The following is a 19,810-nucleotide window of genomic DNA, read 5'->3' on the forward strand; positions in this document are numbered from 1 at the left end:
GCATGGGCATGAGGATAACACTAAAATCCGCTCTTGCCAATCCTTCTTTAGCCGTAAGCATTGTAATCTAAGACGATCGTCTTTAAGATATCGCCGGACACGGGGCGATCGTATTCTGCAAGCCTCGCTAACGGCAAGGGTTTGATTCACAACAGTCTCCTGGTTTTTCATCAAAGCCTGAGCCCGAATGCCCTCTGGCTTCTTCAGTCAACTCTCAAGCAATAAATCTCAGAATGGATATAACGGCAGCGGTTTTATACAACAAAGAGGGCTACCACACCGGAGGCAAAAAACTTCTGGGGCGTCATTCAGCCGGAGAAGGGTTTCTCAAAAGCTTAGTCCAACACGGAACCGCTGACTCTCTCTACTGTTGCGCCGATAGCGAAACAACCTTTAAGGAGTTTTGTTCGCACATCCAACCTTGGCTGCAAAAACCTCGGAAAGTTCGCTGGATTCCGATGGAACGACCGGATTTGCTATCTCAACCGGGCACAATTTACCGACCAGATCCGGTTCTGTCGCAGATGGTGTGGGCGCGCAGATTTGTTGATCAGCGCGCCTACAGCGTTTGCGGCGTTACTCACACGATCGGTACACAATACATCATGGAGGCGATCGGCGATTTGATCACCGCACCCATGCAGCCTTGGGACGCCCTGATCTGCACCTCTGCCGCCGTGAAAACAGCAGTAGAAGGAGTTATGAGGGAGTGGTCTGAATATTTAGCCCAGCGCAACGGCGGTAAACCGGAAATTTTGGTCAAATTCCCCGTTATTCCCCTAGGAGTCGATTGCAGTGCGTTTCCGCAGGGTGTGGAAGCAGTTAATAGTCGCCACCAAATGCGACAAGAATTCGGCATTTCTCCCGAAGATATTGTTGTGTTATTTGTTGGTCGATTGACTTTTTCTGCAAAAGCTCATCCGGTACCCATGTACATCGCCCTAGAACGGGCCGCACAACAGACAAAAGCCAAAATCCACTTAATTCAAGCCGGTTGGATAGAAGATCCGAGAGAAAAACCCGACTTTAAAAATAGCGCACAAATATTTTGTCCGTCGGTGAATGCTATTTTTTTAGATGGGAGACAGCCGGAAATTAGAATAAATATTTGGTCGGCGGCCGACATTTTCATATCGCTTTCCGACAACATTCAAGAATCCTTTGGACTGACACCAATAGAAGCCATGGCGAACGGACTGCCGGCCATAGTCTCCGATTGGAACGGATACAAAGAATCTGTACGCCACGAAATAGACGGATTCCGCATTCCCACACTCATCCCGCCCCCGGAATCTTGTTTAGATTTAGCCCTAAATTATCTCGACGGCAGCTTAAATTGGCCGACTTACATGGGTCACACTTCCCTCGCCACAGCAGTTGACATTGATGCTTGCACCCTGGCGTTGTGCCAATTAATTGAAAACCCCGAATTGAGAAAGCGGATGGGGGAAAATGCCAGACTAAGGGCGAGGGAAATTTATGATTGGAAAGTAGTAATTGCTGCTTACGAACAATTGTGGCGGGAATTAGCAGAAATTCGCCAGGGGGCATCGGAGTCAGCACCTTTAAAAGCCGGGAAGCCGCCTTATCCCCTAGGCGACGATCCGTTTCGGGTATTGGGTAATTATGCGACTAGGACTTTAAGCAATGAGATGATGCTGAGTCTGGGTGCGATCGCCACACCAGAACTTTTCAAGCAGGTACAGACAATTAGGTTTACCAGTTTTGGTGAGGATAGGAGAAGATCTGTTAGCATTCAGATGGAGATATTGGATGCAATTAAGCACGAAGGTGCGATCAGCGTGGGGGAAGTTATCCGACGCTACGTTAAAAACGAGCAAGAATTAGCATACCTATATCGGACGATGCTCTATCTGGTGAAATTTGGTATCTTAGTTATTAGTCATTAATCAATGTAGGGTGCACACTGGGCACAGACAAACCCAATAATAAGCGCGCTAAAAACGACTTGTCGCGTAATTTATAAATAATATTGAACGCGAACTCAAGAATATTTTTTCCTTCTTCATCCCTCTTCGTAAAAAAATATATGCTGAGAAAATCTGCACTCTTAGAGATAATTGCTGGTAAGAATCGCGGTTTGCTGGCGACTCCCAGCGACAAACAAGCAATTTTAAGTGCGATCGCCCAATTGGAAGATTACAACCCCACAACACGCCCTGTCGAAGCTGCAGAGCTTTTAAATGGAGATTGGCGGTTATTGTACACCACCAGCCGCGAACTGCTGAATCTTGACAGTTTTCCCTTGGTCAAATTGGGTCAAATTTATCAATCTATCCGCGTCAAAGAATCTAAAATTTACAACATTGGCGAACTTTACGGCTTGCCTTATTTGGAAGGAATTGTCAGTGTAGCAGCGAGATTTGAGCCAACTTCCGAACGGCGAGTGCAGGTGAAGTTTGAGCGGTCTATAGTAGGTTTAAGCAGGTTGATTGGCTATGAATATCCGGGGAAGTTTATCCATGAGATTGAGTCGGGGAAAAAGTTCGCTGCTGTAGATTTCGGGCTGGATACTCGCGAACAGCAGGGATGGCTGGATATTACTTATTTGGATAAGGATTTGCGGATTGGACGGGGGAATAAAGACAGTGTTTTTGTATTGACAAAAGAGTGATTTTGTGATGTGTGATTAAGTGCGATCGCCCCTTAACTCATTCTCAATTTATCTTTCCTTCATTCGCGTTTATCCCCGTTCATCTGCGGTTACAAATCAAAAATATATCCCTTTTGCAAACAGTTCAAGACTTCATAAATATTGTTACTCCGTCAGTTTTGTCTGTTCTTTCTTTTCCGTCGGCATTGACTTTCTGACAGCTAGCATCAACTCCGCTTCGCTACATCGATACAAATCTCGCATTCGGAATACTTGCCAAACTTCCATCTTTGGCAAGGTTCGGCTTTTTTCCCAGTTGCGAATTGAAGACTCCGCGCATTCTAGTTCCCGTGCTACGTCTAAGATTGTCAGCCCTGCACGTTCTCTCAAGGCTCTCAAATCCATAGCTGAATAAACCTTTCAATATAATAACTGTTAATATTTAGCGCCAAATATTGACACATGAGGTGAGTTTGGTGTTTAATCATAGTAGTAGAGGCGTTAGTCGATTTCCGGCAAGAGACTTACTAACGCCCTTTCCTGTAGTCCATAGAGGATACTAAACCATCATGCCACAAAACGGTTATCAACAGGGATTCGCTGCGAATCCTGGGGCGATCGCGTACCAAAAACGCCTTTACCCTTGGGCGATCGCCAAACTCATGCCCAGTATGCAGCGGGCGATTGTGGGGCGATTTCGCAGTCGATCGGATGCTGACGGACACTTGCTGTGTCTGCGTCAACTCATGCCTCAAGCAACGCTTGTCGTAGTCTTTGACTTGCAACCAGACTTAGAAGTACCAATGGTGGCGCCGACAGCAATGCGATAAGCAGAAGAATCTGATCCCCCCCCTGAAAAAAGGGGGGTTATAAAAATTGACAAATTACTAACTACCAATTACCGCAGCAGATAAATATCAACCTAAGTTAGGATAATTTTATCCTTAATTTGCTTTGAAATCATGACTTCTACAACTGCAAAATTCATCGTGTCTCCAGTGGGCGAAATTCCCCAATGGCAAGTCGCGACGTGGGAAGATTATGTAGCAGCCTGCGAAGATCCATCTTTGGAGGAAGCCAGAATATTTTTTTATGAAGGATATCTTTGGATAGACATGGGTAATGAAGGGCCTCAGCACGCCAGATTTAACAACCTCTTGACGCTGGTATTTTACGCCTGGTTTGTCAGCAAAGGAGGACAAGCTTTCGATGATTTGGGCGGATGTGTAATTGAGAAGCCAAAGGTGGGAGGAGGTGCGCCCGATCGCATTTTATATGTCGGCGGAGAATTCATCCAGTGGCAAAAAGGGGAACCGCGCCGACTTAATCTAAATAAATCGCGAATTCCCGATTTAGTGATAGAAACTTCCGATACGACTTTGGCCAGTGATTTAGATGAAAAAAAGCGGTTGTATGCTGCTTTGGGAATTCCTGAGTATTGGGTAGTAGATATTAAGGGCGAGAGAGTTTTGGCATTTCGCTTGCAGGAAAACGGGAAATATCAGGAATGCGAGATTTCCGGTGCGCTTGAGGGATTGCCAATTGCTTTGCTGTCGGATACTTTGAAACTTTTGGGTGAGGGAAATGGGACGGCGGCGATGTGGTTTGCTCAACAAATTGGGAAGTTGTAGAGAGGTTGGCGAAAAGTACGTTAGCGAAGCCCTCGAAGAGGATCGCACGCGATTCACAATAATTTTTTCAAGCTCGACTCTAGGGCTGCCACAATCTCTGAGAATGTTGATATTTGTGCTAAGCTAATCTACAAAAGATGTCACGATCGTGCAGTAACCTTTCTGTGATTTAAAGGAGCAAGTCAATGAATATTGTCTTAAAGCCGGAATACGAAGAGTTTATTCAAGCGCAAGTTCAAAGCGGAAAATATGGCAGCGCTGAAGAACTAATTGGAGAAGCGATCGCACTTTTAAGAGAACGAAAACAACGCATCGAAGAACTCCGCCAGAAAATAGCAGTGGGAACTGCACAAATTGCTAAGGGACAAGTGACAGATGGAGAACTCGTGTTTGCCAAAATTCAAGAAAAGATCGATCGAAGAGAACAGTCAGGGGCATGAACAGTTATACATTTTCAGATGAAGCCGTCCGAGACTTGAATGAGATTTGTGAGTACATTGCTGGCAATAGTTCCAGGGCAGCCAGCGAGCTTTTTGATGCAATTCGTCAAAAATGTAAACTTGTCGCCGAATTTCCCAATATGGGCAAACGCTATGAGAGGTTATCCCCCAACTTGCGCGGATTTATTGTTAGGGATTATTTAATTTTTTATTACCCGAGATCGGACGGGATTGATATTGCTCGCGTTCTGCGGGGTGATCGAGACTTGGAATTATTGTTTTTAGAGTTAGGGGAAGATTAATTAGCGTTGGATCGATCTGAACGGGCGATCGCACTTGTAAAAAAGGGCGATCGCGCTTAATGCTTCTCAATTTTTGGCACACTTTTAGCTTAAATAATAACATATAATAAAAATATATCTGCCCTGTTAATCTGCCATGAATGTACAATCTGTTTCGCGTTATGTCGCACGTCACCCTGAAATTTTGCAAAGCGAACCAATTATCGCAGGAACCAGGACTTCCGTTCGGGCGATCGTGGAATTGTGGCGTTTGGGTATTACTCCTGAAGAAATCCCCATGCACTTACCTCACCTGAAATTAGCTCAAATTTTTGACGCGCTGAGCTTTTATTTGGATAACCAAGAAGAAATAAATACTTATATTGAGCGCAATCGAATTCCTGAAGAATTGATTCATCCTGCTGTTAAATCTGCAATGAGAAAGCCGTGAAACTGTTTGCAACCATTTATACAGATGAAGATGTTTCTAGGCTTGTAGCTACTTTACTGCTGGCTAGAGAGTTCGATGTGATGACAACCAGCGAACAGGGAATGCTGAGTAAATCCGATAGCCAAAAATTAGCTTACGCAGCATCTATGGAGCGATGTTTGCCCACCCATAATCGCGTAGACTTTGAGCGACTGCATCTAGATTATATGACAGAAGGAAAACAACATTCTGGGATTATTGTGATTCCTCAAAAGAACGCCTATGAGATTGCTCAACGGGTTGCTATTTTATTAAATACGCTAACTGCTGATGAAATCCCTAATCAGCTTTTATATGTATAAAGCGATCGCACTCTAGCCCCAAAAACCGATCGCACTCTTGCCCAAAAACGCGATCAAAATTATCGGCGTCCATCTGCATCATCAGCCTCAATCTGCGGTCAAAAGAAAGACCAGTCGCCTCCCTTACAATCATAAAAAATATAAAATATAAAATCATAAAAAAATGCTCCGACTCTCCCAAACCCAACTCAAAATCCTCGAAGAATGCCCCCGCAAATTCCAACACAGCTACCTAGAACTACTCGCCACCACCGCATCCCCAGAACACAAAGAAAAACTCACATGGGGAAGCCACTTTCACCTATTAATGCAGCAGCGAGAACTCGGACTTCCCATTGAATTTATCATCCAACAAGACCCCGAACTGGGACGGTGTGTGGCAGCATTTATCAACACCGCACCCGAACTTTTCGCCAATTCAGAAAATAGCGATCGAATTTTCCGCCAAGCCGAACATCCCCGCACCCTAATTTTCCAAGACTACCTATTCACCGTTATCTATGACTTACTAATAGCAGAACCAAACGCCGCCCAAATTCTCGACTGGAAAACCTATCCGCGCCCTCAAAAATCAAAATGGATAGCTGAAAGTTGGCAAACTCGCCTCTATTTATACGTCTTAGTAGAAACCAGCGATTATTCCCCAGAACAAGTTTCCATGACATACTGGTTTGTACAATTGCAAGGAGAAGAACCGCCGCAAAAACTCACCTTTTATTACAACCAAACAGAACACGATCGCACAAAACAAGATTTAACCCACCTATTGCAGCAGCTAACCGACTGGCGACAGCGCTATACCGAAGGCGGCGAATTCTTACCCCAAGTAGAAATTAGTTCCAATCTTTGCGATTCCTGTCAATTTGCCACTCGCTGCAACCGCACACCAGACACAAAAAGTTCCTCCCCATATCTTCTCGCAGAAACACCCACTGATTGGCTGCCAAATCTTGCTATCATTGAGGAAATGTCTATTTAATTCAAATCTTTTACTATGCCAACTATGGGTCGCCCGGTGGGGGCGGGTTTATAGATATTGTGGATGTGAATGAAAGATTGTTGGTGAACCCGCCCTACAGGAATTAATGAAATAATTTATGATAGAACCACTTCAAAATTTGCCAACTCAACCCCTATCCGAACCCCCAGCTTGGCTGATCCAAGCTGTCAGAAACCATGCACCAGAACTCCCTGGAAACTATGCCGCCACACTTCTGTGGTATAGAGGAATTCAAAACCCCGAACAAATACCCGGTTTTTTAAATCCCCAACTTTACCAACCAGCAAGTCCCTTTGAATTCGGACTAGAAATGAACTGGGCGATAGAAAGAATCCAGCAAGCACGAAAAAGCGCCGAAAAAGTCGCAATTTGGGGAGATTTCGACGCCGACGGCATTACCTCAACCTCGGTACTTTGGGACGGACTGGGAGAATTTTTTGATCAAAACGACCAACTAATTTATTATATTCCCAACCGATTAACCGAATCTCACGGACTCAATATCACAGGAATAGATGCCTTAGCCAAATCTGGAATTAGCTTAATTATTACCTGCGATACTGGCAGTACAAACATCGCCGAAATCGAATATGCCACCAGCTTAAACATCGATACAATTATCACCGACCATCATACATTACCGGACGATCGCCCGCCAGCTACAGCCATTATCAATCCCCGCTACTTTCCCCCAAACCACCAACTATTTAACCTGTCAGGAGTTGGAGTAGCTTACAAATTAGTTGAAGCATTATATCACACATTACCCGATATTCCGCAGCGCCCGCTCACAGATTTATTAGAATTAGTAGCGATCGGCTTAATTGCCGATTTAGTCCAACTTACAGGAGACAGCCGCTACCTAGCACAAATCGGCATCCAACAACTGCAAAAACAAATCGCAAATCCCACCCGCCCAGGAGTTGCAAAATTGCTCGAACTGTGCAAAAGATCGGGCGATCGCCCAACCGACATTTCCTTCGGACTCGGCCCCCGAATCAACGCCGTCAGCCGCATTCAAGGCGACGCTAGCTTCTGCGTAGAACTCCTCACCAGCCGCGACAAAAAACGCTGCGATGAATTAGCAAATTTAACCGAAATTGCCAACTCCCGGCGCAAATCTTTACAAAAAGATGTTGCCAAAGATGCCGCCGCCAAATTAGCCAAACTTGACCTCTCAACCACCAGCGTCATCGTCCTCAGCGACCCGCAATGGCCGGTAGGAGTATTAGGATTAGTAGCGGGACAAATCGCCCAAGAATACGGCCGTCCCGTGGTTTTATTCTGCACAGAAGGAAGCGAAGAAATTAATGAAAATTCCCCGGAAACGCAATTCACCTCTTTCTTAGATTTAGAATCACCAACACTTTCCCCATCCAAAATTGCTAGGGGTTCCGCCCGTTCCGCCAATCAAATCGACCTTTACCAATTAGTCAAAGACCAAGCGCATTTATTGCACAGATTTGGCGGTCATCCTTTCGCCGCCGGATTGAGTCTCCCAGTTGAAAATATCCCCCTATTTACCGATGCGGTAAATCAGCAACTGCGACAACAATACAGCACCGATAGTTTAACAGCCGCCCCCGTTCAAGCCGACCTAAAAATTACTGTCTCCGAATTAGGCAAGGACTTATTTCAAGAACTAAAATTGCTCGAACCTTGCGGTATGGGCAATCCCGCACCCAAATTGCTGATTGAAAACTGCTGGTTTGAAAATCTCTGGAATCAAAAAATCAAGGATTTGAAAGGGCAAAAAGTAGAATATATCAAAACAGAATTTATAATTAGAGATGAATCTAGCGATACGGGATTTCCAGGTATTTGGTGGGGACACAATCAAAACGAAGTTCCCCAAGGCCGCTGCGATGTTACGGTTGAACTAGATTTTAATACTTACAAATCGCGGTATGAAGTGCGCCTCGTAGCACTACGGGAACGCACGGAAGACAATCAAATCAATTCCCCGACTAAAATAGATTGGATCGTAGACTGGCGCAATACAAATAACGATGAAGAGTTGTTAGCAGCCAGCACAAACTTAGAATCTCCAATGCCGATCGACAATCTAGTTTACAATTCCGAAATGGTCGATCGCGAAAACTCGATCGTCCTCAAAGAATGCCCCGCAAGCTGGGACGAACTGCGGATCTGGTTTCGCCAAGCACAGCACACTCAGAAAAAACTCGCGATCGCCTACACATTACCCCCACTCGTACCCCCACAGCAAATCTGCCAACAGCTAATCGGCATCGCCAAATACCTCAGCCGCACCAAAAAACCCGTCACCAGACAGCAACTTCGCCAAAAACTAGGCATCAGCGACACCTCCCTGCAACTAGGGTTCAAAACCCTAACATATCTCGGTTTCAAAATCAATTATCGCGATCGAGCTTTCCACATCACCAGACAACCCGAAACCGCACAGCAGGAAGACGCGCCTGATCAAATCCCCAAATCCTTATTAGATAGTCAATCCATCCAATCCTCCGTGCCAAATTCCCCCATCGCCGCCCGTTTTGCAGCGCAATTCCTAGCAGCAGTCTCCGAAGAACAATTCCGGCGGAAATATTTCTGTGAAGTACCCCTTTCCACCATTGTGTCGATCGCCCGAGAGACCGTTTTCCAAGAAGATTCTACAGCAAATCCCTTCTAACTGATATCTGCCAACATTTTCAGTAACAGGCAAGATGCCTGTTCCACTTATAAGTTGACTTTTTTGGTGGGTGAACAGGCGAAACCCCTGGTGGGGCGGGCTTCTAAGCTGTACAGAATTTAAATTGTATATGTCAATTCCCTATTCCCCATTAGCAAGAATCCTCTGGGCCTCTTCCTCTCTCCCTCTCTCCCTCTCTCCCCCTCTCCCCCTCTCCCCCCCTCTCCCTGGCAGGGCCTATTCCTGACACGGATGCAACATCTCAGTTCTAAGAAATATCTTAGTTCTGAATTCATCCCGATAAAATAAGGCATAGGGCAATGGGAGTTATCCGTTGCGACTCAGGCCCAAAACTCATAACTCCTAACTCAGAGCCCAAAACCCAAAACTCCCTACCGCCAAACTCGATCGCCCATCTCCCATTTAAAACCCCTATGCTTCTCTGTCCCCGCTGCCAATTTGAAAATCCCAATCCAAACAAGTTTTGTCAACAATGCGGAAATTCCCTAATTTACAAACCTTGCCACGAATGCGGTGCCCAAGTCGCTTTTAGCGCCAAAGAATGTCAGAATTGCGGCGTCACAACAGGTCAAGTGTGGCGGGCCATTATCTGCGGTCGATCGAATTTTCCAGCAGTCGAGGCAGACGAGTCAACCCTACCCCCAGCCGAGTTTCCGCAAAAATCAGACATCGTTCCACAAATCGCATCGCCCCAAAACTCTCCTGAACCAATCGCAGACGCCATTAAAACAGAAATCACCACCCCAGTCGAACCCCCAACAGCAGTCGCACCAACTTCTCCACAGCCAAGCGACGGCGAATTCAGCAGCCCAGAAATGGACCCTGTGGTAGCCGTGGGGGCGATCGTACCACCATCCTTTCAAACAACAGAAAAAAGCTCTAATACAGCACCAGAGCGCGAAATAACCCCATCTGAGCAGCATTTTACAACCGCACCACAGCCTAAACAAATCCAGGAAGCAACCGAGAACCCCGACAGCCCAAACATAGCTGACCTCTCCCCCCAATCTCCACAATTCCCCGTCCCCAATTCAGAATATTTAATCCCTTCCCAGCCAGCAGGAGCTTATTTAGACACTCAGCAGCGCTACCAACTCCTAGAAACCGTGCCGCCGAGAAAACGCTCAGACACAGTAGCAGTCACAGTATTGGACTGTCAGCCGCTGGAAATGTCACCCCTCAAAGCCATGCTAGCAGCCAACTCTGCCAGCGTCGCCAGACGAACATCCCCCTATAGCGCAGCAATCAAACGCGGAGAAAATTCAACCAATCCCGCCTTAGCAGAGCTTTGCCAAGGCATAGCTGAACCTTATCTGGCACTGCGGTGGCAATTCTCTCAAAACCTGCCAGTCATTCACGATAGCTGGTCAGACAACGAACAGGCAGTCCTGCTGCTAGAAGACTGCTCCCAATGGCCGCTGCTGGTAGAACGCTGGAGTCAACCCGAAACTTCCACCCAGCAAATTTTATACTGGCTACACGAAATGACAGAACTGTGGGCTGCCCTAGAACCCTGGCGCTGTCGGCAAAGCTTGTTGGAACTGACAAATTTGCGAGTCAACCCCGACTCTTCCTTCTCCTTGGCTTCTTTGCGGCTGCAATACCTCTATCCCGAACCCGCCGGCTCAAACCTGCAACTGGTAGATTTGGGGCAATTGTGGCAGGTGATATTTAGCCAGTCCGATCATCGCACTGAGTTTGGCGCCTTGCTCGAACTGCTGCAACAAATGTACAGAGGCGAGATTAACACAATCGAAGAATTGCGATCGCGCCTAGAAACTGTTCCCCTCGAACTCCAACCCGCACCTTCACCAAGCTCAACCCCGACGCGCAGGCATTACCGCAGTCCCGACGAGTCCCCCCCCGACGTTGGCGAGGTCTTAACCCAGCCGATGCCACTCCAGATTTACAGCTTAGAAGACGCAGGCCTCACCGATGTTGGCCGCACGCGCGACCACAACGAAGACTTCTTCAGCATCTGGACTCAGCTCAACAAACTCGAAAGCTCCTTCGGTCGCATCTTTCAAACCAAAGGGCTTTACATTCTCTGCGACGGCATGGGCGGACACGACAGCGGAGAAGTAGCCAGTCAACTAGCCGCTGAAACCCTCAGAGAATTCTTGCAAAGCAGTTGGGAAAATCAACTACCTCCGGCAGACACCATCCGCGAGGGAGTCCTGCTAGCCAACAAAGCCATCTTTGAAATCAATCAAAAGGACGGACGCTCCGGCAGCGCCCGCATGGGTACAACTCTAGTCGCAGTCTTAGTTCAAGACACCCAATTTGCCGTTGCCCACGTCGGCGACAGCCGCCTCTACCGACTGAGAAAAGGACAAACCCTAGAAAAAATCACCTCAGACCACGAAGTAGGCCAGCGCGAAATTAAGCGCGGGGTTGACCCGGAAACTGCTTATGCCCGTCCCGACGCCTATCAACTAACTCAAGCCATCGGCCCGCGAGACAGTAATTTTCTCAAGCCAGAGGTGCAGTTTTTAGACTTGTGCGAAGATACCTTATTAATTTTGGCTTCTGACGGCCTGACAGATAATGATTTGTTGGAAACTCACTGGCAGAACACTCTCGAACCCCTGTTCAATCCCCAAGCTGATCTCGACCAGGGAGTTGCCCAGTTGATTGAACTGGGCAACAAACGCAACGGTCACGACAATATCACAGCAATTATCATTCGGGCGCAGGTAGGCGCATTTCGATTTTAGAATTTGGATGCTGCCAGCTTTTTCAAAGGTGGCGCCTTTCCCCCGTGACCGCCTGGGTTAAACCTGCAATTGTTGCAGAGAAAAAAACAGCTTCTGCCGTTTCCGGGCAAGGCTTTACTGCTCGCTCTGTTCTGAGGTATCCGGTGTTAAAACAGCTTCGGTTTGAGTTATAAAAAACTGATTACAGACTCATACAATTTCCAAAAAGCTGTGGAGGACTAACCATTTATCAGTAGCTTTAATTTTGAGACTCTGTTCATGGAATCTACTGGAAAAAGTTGCTTGATAGTCAGTGGATTCATCATATTTGAAAGAGCTTTCACTTACAAAAAGAGTTAGTGTAATGAAAAAAAATCAACTAAAATGAAGTGAGTCTGGAGGCGGGTTGATGCGAAATCTGTTTTATACTCGCTATCGGGGCAAGGTGGGCATAGGTGGTAAGTGTCCGCCCTACTATATGGGGGGCTTACATCGCAATCTGCTAAATCAAATTTACATAAAAGTTTAGCAATTGTTTACCTAGTTTTTGTTGTTGCAATTGTTAAATCGATCGACTGTGTTTTAATGAGCGATAGACCCTCACAAATTTTATGAATAATTGTTCCCAAAAAACTATTTATAAATTCATGGTTTATGGAATATTTAATCACAATCAGGATATTATAAAGGTTTAGTGAAACTCACCTGTGAAGCTCATAATTAATTTTTAATTTCTAATTTTTCAAAGCCCTACGCCCCTCATCTGTAAATTTCCGCCAACTCTCACTGCCACATCAGGGAGTTCAACCACATCAATCGAAAATGCTGCTGACTCTTTTAGATCCAGACAAACAGACCCCCCTGCAACAGTGGAGTTTCGAGAGCGAATCCATTATTCGCATCGGCCGCTCTCCTGAAAATCACGTTGTGATCCCCAATGCTCTAGTGTCACGGCAGCATCTGGAATTGCAAAGAGTTAATAGCGAAAGATCCAGCCAGTGGTACTTAGTCAATTCCGGGACAAATGGCACTTTGGTTAACGGTATTCTCATGTCTCAGGGTTGGATATCCGACGATACCCTGATCCAGTTGGCGCGGGGCGGCCCAATTCTGCATTTCCAAGTTATTACTATTGAACTCGGCGGCAAAATTAAGGCGAACCCCACCGTCAATCTCGCCGCACCGAGGTGTACCCACGCGGGAAACCCGCCGGGGAATTTATTCTGCATCCACTGCGGTGAACCGATTAAAGTCGATCGCACAGTCCGTCACTACCAAGTGCTGCGAACTTTGGGCCAAGGCGGTATGGGGACAACGACTTTAGCCTGGGATCGAGATAAAGCGAAAGCTCAACAACCCGGAAGTTCACCCGCAGCTTCTCTGGTAGTCCTTAAGGAAATGAATGCTGATATGGCTCAAATAGTCAAAGCTCAAGAACTCTTTGAACGTGAAGCTAAAACTCTCAAGGCCCTCCACCATCCGGGAATTCCTCAGTTTTTTGACTTTTTTGTGGAAGGGGGCAAAAAATACTTGGTGATGGAAATGCTCCACGGCGAGGATTTAGAAAAACGCATCTACAACCGCGGGCCTGTTGCTCCCCAACAAGCAATAGAGTGGATGATCCAAACCTGTGAGGTTTTGGACTACATTCACTCTCAAAAACCCCCGATCGTCCACCGGGATATTAAACCTGCTAATTTGCTGGTGCGCCACCGCGACAATTGCATTACAGTGCTGGATTTTGGTGCCGTTAAAGAAATCGGCACTCCTCCAGGGACTCGCATCGGCGTTGAAGGCTACACCGCACCAGAACAAGACCGGGGACAGCCTCTCCCTCAGTCTGATTTATATGCTATTGGGCCTACTTTAATTTTTTTGCTGACGGCCCAAAGCCCTCAAAACTTTTACGGGAAAATAGCTGGAGGTTACGGGTTTAAGCTCGAAAATATTCCGACGATCGCCCCCAAGCTGCGGGACACAATTTTGCGAACCACGGCAGCTAAGCCTGGGGATCGCTTTCAAACTGCTCAACAATTAGCTCGAGCTTTAGCAGCTTCCCTTTAATAGAAGTCAGAAGTCAAAACTCAAAAGCCAAAAGTCAGAATTTATGAAGAAGAGGGCAAAGGGAAAAGGGAAGAGGGAAGAATTTAGCAACGGAAATTTATGAAAGAAAATTTACCCGATCGCCTCGGGATTTCTCTTCGACACCCAATTCCTCCGTCTCCTCTGTTATTCCTCGTCCCAAGCTTCTACAGCTATCAACTCGCTCACGGGGTCTTGCATAGAAAAATCAAATTCTAGCAATTGCTGTTTCCAGTACGGCCATTCGTCGCCGTAAAGAAGAGCAATTTTCCAAATACTGTCTGTCGGCTTGATAATGTCAGACGTGACGAGAGAATGCACCTGACGCTGGAACTTAACCATCGGCTGTATAACCTTCTGGCTCATAATACCTCTTGAATTGTTTAAATTTTGTGAATTACCACTTCCGATCTCACACTTTTTACCGCAGTTTCGCCAAGAACAGTCTCGCCAAGATACGTGTAGATTTTTGTCGGGAAGCTACATATTCAACTTGTATCTTAACACAGTTCGTTTTGACAAGGGCCTATAAGCAGGACTGAAGAGTCAAGACCGACTTCAAAGAATTAATCATCTTTAAAATGTCCCGCTATATGCTGTCGATCGACAGTGGGAGGTTTGCCACCTCGATTGTTTCCACATCGTTGTTTCCACATACTGGCAGATGCAAGGGCTGCGTTCGGCTTGTTCTTGACAAGGCTGAGTTTGCGTAGGAGAAACTGCAACTACTGCGCTTTGACTGCTACAGCGTAATTTCCGCTTTCCTGCGGGTAAACCACACCTCTTTCACCTTCGACGCTGGGTTCGCTGTGAGAGTGGGGTCTGAGCTACATAAACTGATTATAACTCTACTGACCGCAAAAGCGATCAAAAATTGTTGGATACTGTTGATCGCCATCCCTAAATGTCGATCGAACATTCAAAGGCGACAGCAGAGCGGGCGTACAAGCAAGTTCCCAACCCATCGTCCGTCCTGATTGAGTCAATCTAAAATCTAAAATCTAAAATCTAAAATTGTATGACTTGGACAAGGCGACACATTCTCACTCTGGCTGATTTTACCTCGGACGAATACGATACGGTGCTGCAAACAGCAGCCAGTTTTCGGGAGGTACTCGGCCGCCGCACGAAGAAAGTGCCTGCCCTGCAGGGTCAAGTGGTCGCGAATTTGTTTTTTGAACCTTCTACCCGGACTCGCAATAGTTTTGAGTTGGCAGCGAAGCGGCTGTCAGCGGATACGCTAAATTTTACGCCGGGAAGTTCTTCTCTGACGAAGGGGGAGACTATTCTGGATACGGCTAAGACTTATCTGGCGATGGGAACGGATTTGATGGTAATCCGGCACGAACAAGCTGGAGTTCCCAGCACGATTGCTTCGGAAATGGATCGCTTGGGGTCAAGAGTCAGCGTTCTCAATGCTGGAGACGGCCAGCACGAACACCCATCGCAAGGTTTGCTAGACTTATTTACTATTTGTGTTCTGTTAGATAACGAAAATCCGCGGCTGGAACTTTTAGCGGGTAAAAAAATTGCCGTGGTGGGGGATATCTTACATTCGCGGGTGGCTAGGTCTAATATTTGGAGTTTAACGGCTTCTGGGGCAGAGGTTCATTTGGCCGGGCCGCCGACTTTGCTGCCGCTGTTGTTTGCTGAGTGTGGCGATGGTAGGGAAGGCAAGTTATTTTTGCACTGGCAGCTTGAACCTGCTTTGGCCGATGCTGATTTTGTGATGACTTTGCGGCTACAAAAGGAACGGATGAGCGACCATTTGCTGCCAAGCTTACGAGAGTACCATTCTTTGTACGGGATTACGCGCGATCGGCTCAAACTCTGCAAGCCGGATGTGAAGGTGTTGCACCCGGGCCCAGTGAACCGTGGCGTGGAAATTAGTTCGGATTTGATGGACGATGCCCAGTTTAGCCTGATTTCTCAGCAAGTTACCAGTGGCGTGGCGGTGCGGATGGCATTACTTTATCTAATCGGCGGCGGTAAAGTTTAGGCTGTTAGTTGTTAGTCATGAATTTCGGATATTCCATGATTTTCAGGATTGATCGCAGATTTAAAATAATCGTTACCCAGTACGGCCGGGTAACGATTAAAACTCTTTCTAGAAATGTCAAGTGCTCTAGTTAAGAGTTAGGAAAGCCAGGACGCAGACACCCAGCCACCACCTTTGAGTTGGGCCCAGCCGTGTTTGTAACGACCGGTCAATTTTACGTGGTCTCCACGATATAACTTGCCGATTACATGAGAACAGCCATTGGGACGGTTGCGGATATTCAGTCGGCCGCCATTGGTGACAACTTTGGCGTAGCTGTGATGACCGTGATGGCTTTTCTTGCCGCAGCGGGAGTAGCAAGCGGCCTGGGCTTCGCCACCGACACTCAGAACAGACAGGGCTACTGCCATACCTGCAACGCCTACCATTGCCGATTTAGGAATTTTAAATTCCAGTTGAAGTTCGGACTCTGGAGATTCATAAGCAACAAAAGAGTGGCTCAATGCTAGTGCTTCCATAGTTTCCTCGTGATTGTTGTTAACCTTTATTGGTGCAGACTCAGGTTGAAACGTCAATTAACAGCCCAAACTATTAACTTATGTTTCAGAAAAGGCACATCAGGGCGTTACTGTTTTGCTTTGGCTTAGTATCCGCCAATTTGCCTCAACCCTGCACAGGTATATCATCTCATCTAAGTAGCTTTCCGGAACAAAAAAACAAATAAAGTTTACATCTGCTGCTAAAAAGTTGGGTGGCGCCGATAAGTAGGAGGGCAGAATTAAACTTAACTGTGTCCTTGAAAAGGGAACGAAGTTATCGCTTGGGGTTTGAGATTTATTGTACTGAGTTGCGAATGACACTACTTATTGGCCTGTGCTTATTTATTGAATTGCTACACTAATATCGGCAGTTAATTCTATCGAACAAGCATCCTGCTTGTCTTCAATCACGCTCTTAATTTAGTTCGGGTCAGTCATAGTGTAGCCGATCGTACTCGTGCAGAAGTTCGGGGCGATGGCTTCGGGCCCTCGGCCGTGCTACGAGATGTGGCTCAAGATTAGCCACCCCGTTTCCCGGACAAGGATGCAAGACAAATCCATCGCGACTTGATTTGTGTCAAGATCGATCGAGTTCTCCAGCACCACTTCTTCCGCAATGAACTCCTTCGCTGCACTTTCGATCGACACAATTCCTCAACGCCATGAATCAGACAGCTTCGCCATTACCTTAGCGCCTTTGTCTGTAGAGGAAATATACGCTTTGGCAGATGACCCCGCAAACGGAGCCGTGGTAATGATGAGCGGTACAGTCCGCAACCAAACTGACGGTCAAGCTGTAGTTTCCCTAGAATATCAAGCCTACGAACCGATGGCAGTGCGAGTATTCCAGCAAATTGCTACTGAAATCCGCCGCCAGTGGGCCGATGTCAATCGGGTCGCTATTCACCACCGCGTCGGACACTTGCAGGTGGGCGAAATCAGCGTATTGGTGGCTGTTGGCTGTCCCCACCGGGACTCAGCCTTTGCAGCTTGCCAGTACGCCATAGATACGCTCAAACACAATGTACCGATTTGGAAAAAGGAACATTGGGCTGATGGTTCTAGCAGTTGGGTTAGTATAGGAGCGTGCGAGGTTGTCGGGCATTAGTCAATCGATTTGAGCTTTGAGATTGAAGAGGGGAACTTGTTACGATCTCCTAACGTCAAAAACTGTGGAATGTTCGATGAGCCAATTCCACCGATGAGCGACTTTATTTCCGTGTCCTGGTCTGCGGTTGTGGCGACCGTTCAAAGAGTGCAATTGCCAGCCGAAAAACTCTCTAATTATGACTTGGTGTTGCGGTGTCAGGAAGGAAATCGACCTGAGACCACTGCCTTTTCAGAACTGTTGAAGCGGTATCAGTCCCACGTAGACAGGGTTCTCTATCACTTGGCCCCTGACTGGCAAGACCGAGCAGACTTGGCTCAGGAAGTGTGGATTCGGGTCTACCGCAATATTAACCGCTTGCAAGAGCCTGTTAAATTTCGGGGCTGGCTCAGCCGCATCGCTACTAATTTGTTTTACGATGAGTTGCGGAAGCGCAAACGGGTGCGAACTCCGCTGTCGCTCGACGTACCCCGTACTCTGGAAGATGGCGAGGTTGATTGGGAAATTCCGGCCGACAGTCCGGGGCCTGATGAAGATTTGACGACCAGAGAATTTTACGACCAGTTGCGGGTGGCGATCGCAGATTTGCCGGAAGTATTCCGCACAACAATTGTTTTGAGAGAAATAGAAGGTTTAGCCTATGAGGAAATAGCCGAAATGACCGGAGTTTCTCTGGGAACTGTCAAGTCGAGAATTGCTAGAGCTCGCCAAAGATTGCAGTTGGAATTGCAAAAATATCTCGATGGTAATTAGCAAGAGTAATTTCAGAGGCGGGTTAAGAAGATTTGGTGATGTTTGCTGTGACATCAAAACTTCTCTTTTAAAATATAAATAAGCAGTAAATCCTTCTAATAGCGAGTGCGTGATTCCCCAATTAGAGCAAGTCTGAAATTATGAATGGTAACTTTGAATCGGATAAAAATCAAAATCAGCAAGGTGTTGGGGATTCACTCGCTGAAACTCAAGTTAACAACAATTATGCCCAGGGCAATGTAACTACTATGATGCGCGATCGCTTTGAATTGCTAAGTGCTTACCTCGACGGCGAAGTGACGGCGACAGAACGTCGGCAAGTTGAGAACTGGCTGACAAATGACCCCACTACGAAGCGTTTGTACTCGCGACTGCTGATGATGCAGCAGAGTTTTCAGGCAATGCCGGTGCCTGCTGCGGAACAATCTGCACAGGAGTTGGCGACGAAGGTTTTGCAGCGGGTGGAACGCAAGCCGAAACGGACTTGGATTTTGGGTGGAGGTGCGATCGCAGCTTTGTTGGTTGCGGTGGTGTCTGGTGTCGGTGGCGATCGCCAATTGTTTGCTCCTCAGTTTGCTCGATCGCCCGTTCCTGCTGAATCTGACGGTTTGATTATGGCTTTAAACGAGCCTCTGGTGGAGATGGTTAATCCCAACGATTTGATGCTTGGGGTGAATGCACCGATCATGGATATTCCCAAAGTTGGTGTAGCAAGCCCTCAAAAGTAATTCTCAAAGGCGCAGTAGAATTTCTGTTTTGATTAATAACGGAAGTCGCTAAGCTCCCTAAAAAAGGGGGCTTTTTGCCGTTTTTCCCAGTTTTTCAAGGTGGATATATCCTTTGACACTTTGCTGGCTTTGAATGAGGAATTGAGGGGCGATCGCATCTTGATATCGGAGTAGGTAGCGAGTGGAATTAGAGCGGGCGATCGCACTTGTCATCGGTTTTTTGCAGATGTGCGATCGGAAACAGCAATGTCTCCTCTATTTCCTGCCGCACAGCAGGAGATACATTACAACCGCTATTGATGAGGCAATCTACCAGCAATTTATTAGCATCATAATACTTCCTCAGCAATGACTTCTGCTGTTCGCTGAATATCCAATTGCGACCTATATTGCGATCAGGGGGAACGCATCTTATTGAACACTGTTCATCAGTGGTGAGTATATTTTGAGATAAATTCATTATTCTTAGAAAC

General features: G+C 46.8%; 21 protein-coding genes. 16 read left to right on the forward strand and 5 right to left on the reverse strand.

The features are described from left to right. The first annotated feature begins 233 nt into the window (after nt 1–233). Both QUB44_RS24935 and QUB44_RS24940 read left to right on the forward strand, forming a co-directional pair. Nucleotides 234–1,910: a glycosyltransferase family 4 protein gene (locus QUB44_RS24935; RefSeq protein WP_333371711.1), complete on the forward strand. Its 1,677-nt coding sequence runs from the start codon at nt 234–236 to the stop codon at nt 1,908–1,910. A gap of 140 nt (nt 1,911–2,050) precedes the next feature. Continuing rightward, entirely contained in the window at nt 2,051–2,635 is a 585-nt protein-coding gene (locus QUB44_RS24940; RefSeq protein ID WP_333371713.1) for a PAP/fibrillin family protein, read from the forward strand. A 144-nt stretch (nt 2,636–2,779) separates the two neighbouring features. Here QUB44_RS24940 and QUB44_RS24945 read toward each other — a convergent pair whose 3' ends face one another. Then, nucleotides 2,780–3,019, reverse strand: a complete 240-nt coding sequence (locus QUB44_RS24945; RefSeq protein ID WP_333228438.1) for a helix-turn-helix transcriptional regulator — start codon at nt 3,017–3,019, stop codon at nt 2,780–2,782. 164 nt (nt 3,020–3,183) lie between these two features. On the opposite strand from QUB44_RS24945, the gene QUB44_RS24950 reads away from it, so the two are divergent. The 6 genes from QUB44_RS24950 (at nt 3,184) to QUB44_RS24975 (ending at nt 5,758) form a co-directional block, all read left to right on the forward strand. Continuing rightward, nucleotides 3,184–3,444 (forward strand): hypothetical protein, encoded by a 261-nt coding sequence (locus tag QUB44_RS24950; protein WP_333371715.1) that lies wholly within the window; start codon nt 3,184–3,186, stop codon nt 3,442–3,444. Between the two features lie 132 nt (nt 3,445–3,576). Further along, nucleotides 3,577–4,245 (forward strand): Uma2 family endonuclease, encoded by a 669-nt coding sequence (locus tag QUB44_RS24955; RefSeq protein ID WP_333371717.1) that lies wholly within the window; start codon nt 3,577–3,579, stop codon nt 4,243–4,245. Nucleotides 4,246–4,430: 185 nt separating this feature from the next. Next, nucleotides 4,431–4,685: a type II toxin-antitoxin system ParD family antitoxin gene (locus QUB44_RS24960; RefSeq protein WP_333158800.1), complete on the forward strand. Its 255-nt coding sequence runs from the start codon at nt 4,431–4,433 to the stop codon at nt 4,683–4,685. Further along, nucleotides 4,682–4,987: a type II toxin-antitoxin system RelE/ParE family toxin gene (locus QUB44_RS24965; protein ID WP_333158798.1), complete on the forward strand. Its 306-nt coding sequence runs from the start codon at nt 4,682–4,684 to the stop codon at nt 4,985–4,987. The genes QUB44_RS24960 and QUB44_RS24965 overlap by 4 nt, the downstream gene beginning before the upstream one ends. Nucleotides 4,988–5,123: 136 nt before the next feature. After that, the gene (locus QUB44_RS24970; RefSeq protein ID WP_333027232.1) at nt 5,124–5,417 is read left to right on the forward strand and encodes a DUF433 domain-containing protein; all 294 of its coding nucleotides are present in this window, start codon (nt 5,124–5,126) and stop codon (nt 5,415–5,417) included. Then, entirely contained in the window at nt 5,414–5,758 is a 345-nt protein-coding gene (locus tag QUB44_RS24975) for a DUF5615 family PIN-like protein (protein ID WP_333371719.1), read from the forward strand. The genes QUB44_RS24970 and QUB44_RS24975 overlap by 4 nt, the downstream gene beginning before the upstream one ends. Here the strand turns inward: QUB44_RS24975 and QUB44_RS24980 are convergent. Continuing rightward, nucleotides 5,736–5,915 (reverse strand): hypothetical protein, encoded by a 180-nt coding sequence (locus tag QUB44_RS24980; RefSeq protein ID WP_333371721.1) that lies wholly within the window; start codon nt 5,913–5,915, stop codon nt 5,736–5,738. The genes QUB44_RS24975 and QUB44_RS24980 overlap by 23 nt on opposite strands. A gap of 6 nt (nt 5,916–5,921) precedes the next feature. Between QUB44_RS24980 and QUB44_RS24985 the strand changes: the two genes are divergently transcribed. The 4 genes from QUB44_RS24985 to QUB44_RS25000 all read left to right on the forward strand — a co-directional run bounded on the left by QUB44_RS24985 (nt 5,922) and on the right by QUB44_RS25000 (nt 14,192). Then, nucleotides 5,922–6,737 (forward strand): PD-(D/E)XK nuclease family protein, encoded by an 816-nt coding sequence (locus tag QUB44_RS24985; RefSeq protein WP_333371722.1) that lies wholly within the window; start codon nt 5,922–5,924, stop codon nt 6,735–6,737. 118 nt (nt 6,738–6,855) lie between these two features. Then, nucleotides 6,856–9,411 (forward strand): DHH family phosphoesterase, encoded by a 2,556-nt coding sequence (locus tag QUB44_RS24990; protein WP_333371724.1) that lies wholly within the window; start codon nt 6,856–6,858, stop codon nt 9,409–9,411. Nucleotides 9,412–9,845: 434 nt separating this feature from the next. Continuing rightward, on the forward strand, nt 9,846–12,149 hold the full coding sequence (locus QUB44_RS24995; protein WP_333371726.1) for a serine/threonine phosphatase: 2,304 nt from the start codon (nt 9,846–9,848) through the stop codon (nt 12,147–12,149). An 801-nt stretch (nt 12,150–12,950) separates the two neighbouring features. Beyond that, nucleotides 12,951–14,192 carry a protein kinase domain-containing protein gene (locus tag QUB44_RS25000; protein ID WP_333371729.1) on the forward strand — a complete coding sequence of 414 codons (1,242 nt, stop codon included), beginning with the start codon at nt 12,951–12,953 and terminating at the stop codon, nt 14,190–14,192. Nucleotides 14,193–14,357: 165 nt separating this feature from the next. Here the strand turns inward: QUB44_RS25000 and QUB44_RS25005 are convergent, their stop codons facing one another. Next, on the reverse strand, nt 14,358–14,576 hold the full coding sequence (locus QUB44_RS25005; protein ID WP_193973492.1) for a DUF4327 family protein: 219 nt from the start codon (nt 14,574–14,576) through the stop codon (nt 14,358–14,360). Nucleotides 14,577–15,228: 652 nt separating this feature from the next. On the opposite strand from QUB44_RS25005, the gene QUB44_RS25010 reads away from it, so the two are divergent. Then, nucleotides 15,229–16,209 carry an aspartate carbamoyltransferase catalytic subunit gene (locus tag QUB44_RS25010; protein WP_333158785.1) on the forward strand — a complete coding sequence of 327 codons (981 nt, stop codon included), beginning with the start codon at nt 15,229–15,231 and terminating at the stop codon, nt 16,207–16,209. 137 nt (nt 16,210–16,346) lie between these two features. Here the strand turns inward: QUB44_RS25010 and QUB44_RS25015 are convergent, their stop codons facing one another. Next, the gene (locus QUB44_RS25015) at nt 16,347–16,727 is read right to left on the reverse strand and encodes an SH3 domain-containing protein (RefSeq protein ID WP_333371731.1); all 381 of its coding nucleotides are present in this window, start codon (nt 16,725–16,727) and stop codon (nt 16,347–16,349) included. Between the two features lie 637 nt (nt 16,728–17,364). On the opposite strand from QUB44_RS25015, the gene QUB44_RS25020 reads away from it, so the two are divergent. The 3 genes from QUB44_RS25020 (at nt 17,365) to QUB44_RS25030 (ending at nt 19,337) form a co-directional block, all read left to right on the forward strand. Then, nucleotides 17,365–17,856 (forward strand): molybdenum cofactor biosynthesis protein MoaE, encoded by a 492-nt coding sequence (locus QUB44_RS25020; protein ID WP_333371733.1) that lies wholly within the window; start codon nt 17,365–17,367, stop codon nt 17,854–17,856. Between the two features lie 93 nt (nt 17,857–17,949). Beyond that, nucleotides 17,950–18,609: a sigma-70 family RNA polymerase sigma factor gene (locus QUB44_RS25025; protein WP_041622468.1), complete on the forward strand. Its 660-nt coding sequence runs from the start codon at nt 17,950–17,952 to the stop codon at nt 18,607–18,609. A 140-nt stretch (nt 18,610–18,749) separates the two neighbouring features. Beyond that, entirely contained in the window at nt 18,750–19,337 is a 588-nt protein-coding gene (locus QUB44_RS25030) for a transcriptional regulator (RefSeq protein ID WP_333371735.1), read from the forward strand. A gap of 187 nt (nt 19,338–19,524) precedes the next feature. Here QUB44_RS25030 and QUB44_RS25035 read toward each other — a convergent pair. Beyond that, nucleotides 19,525–19,810: NACHT C-terminal helical domain 2-containing protein (locus tag QUB44_RS25035; RefSeq protein ID WP_333371737.1), on the reverse strand; the 286-nt coding region annotated here is incomplete at its 5' end.

The organism is Microcoleus sp. AT3-D2 (assembly GCF_036705715.1).
Taxonomy (GTDB): Bacteria; Cyanobacteriota; Cyanobacteriia; order Cyanobacteriales; family Microcoleaceae; genus Microcoleus.

Excerpts from the sequence above, each read along its gene's own strand:
- QUB44_RS24935 (WP_333371711.1), top strand. The coding sequence starts at position 234 with ATGGATATAACGGCAGCGGTTTTATACAACAAAGAGGGCTACCACACC.
- QUB44_RS24940 (WP_333371713.1), top strand. The coding sequence starts at position 2,051 with ATGCTGAGAAAATCTGCACTCTTAGAGATAATTGCTGGTAAGAATCGC.
- QUB44_RS24945 (WP_333228438.1), bottom strand. The coding sequence starts at position 3,019 with ATGGATTTGAGAGCCTTGAGAGAACGTGCAGGGCTGACAATCTTAGAC.
- QUB44_RS24950 (WP_333371715.1), top strand. The coding sequence starts at position 3,184 with ATGCCACAAAACGGTTATCAACAGGGATTCGCTGCGAATCCTGGGGCG.
- QUB44_RS24955 (WP_333371717.1), top strand. The coding sequence starts at position 3,577 with ATGACTTCTACAACTGCAAAATTCATCGTGTCTCCAGTGGGCGAAATT.
- QUB44_RS24960 (WP_333158800.1), top strand. The coding sequence starts at position 4,431 with ATGAATATTGTCTTAAAGCCGGAATACGAAGAGTTTATTCAAGCGCAA.
- QUB44_RS24965 (WP_333158798.1), top strand. The coding sequence starts at position 4,682 with ATGAACAGTTATACATTTTCAGATGAAGCCGTCCGAGACTTGAATGAG.
- QUB44_RS24970 (WP_333027232.1), top strand. The coding sequence starts at position 5,124 with ATGAATGTACAATCTGTTTCGCGTTATGTCGCACGTCACCCTGAAATT.
- QUB44_RS24980 (WP_333371721.1), bottom strand. The coding sequence starts at position 5,915 with ATGATTTTATATTTTATATTTTTTATGATTGTAAGGGAGGCGACTGGT.
- QUB44_RS24985 (WP_333371722.1), top strand. The coding sequence starts at position 5,922 with ATGCTCCGACTCTCCCAAACCCAACTCAAAATCCTCGAAGAATGCCCC.
- QUB44_RS24990 (WP_333371724.1), top strand. The coding sequence starts at position 6,856 with ATGATAGAACCACTTCAAAATTTGCCAACTCAACCCCTATCCGAACCC.
- QUB44_RS24995 (WP_333371726.1), top strand. The coding sequence starts at position 9,846 with ATGCTTCTCTGTCCCCGCTGCCAATTTGAAAATCCCAATCCAAACAAG.
- QUB44_RS25000 (WP_333371729.1), top strand. The coding sequence starts at position 12,951 with ATGCTGCTGACTCTTTTAGATCCAGACAAACAGACCCCCCTGCAACAG.
- QUB44_RS25005 (WP_193973492.1), bottom strand. The coding sequence starts at position 14,576 with ATGAGCCAGAAGGTTATACAGCCGATGGTTAAGTTCCAGCGTCAGGTG.
- QUB44_RS25010 (WP_333158785.1), top strand. The coding sequence starts at position 15,229 with ATGACTTGGACAAGGCGACACATTCTCACTCTGGCTGATTTTACCTCG.
- QUB44_RS25015 (WP_333371731.1), bottom strand. The coding sequence starts at position 16,727 with ATGGAAGCACTAGCATTGAGCCACTCTTTTGTTGCTTATGAATCTCCA.
- QUB44_RS25020 (WP_333371733.1), top strand. The coding sequence starts at position 17,365 with ATGAACTCCTTCGCTGCACTTTCGATCGACACAATTCCTCAACGCCAT.
- QUB44_RS25025 (WP_041622468.1), top strand. The coding sequence starts at position 17,950 with ATGAGCGACTTTATTTCCGTGTCCTGGTCTGCGGTTGTGGCGACCGTT.
- QUB44_RS25030 (WP_333371735.1), top strand. The coding sequence starts at position 18,750 with ATGAATGGTAACTTTGAATCGGATAAAAATCAAAATCAGCAAGGTGTT.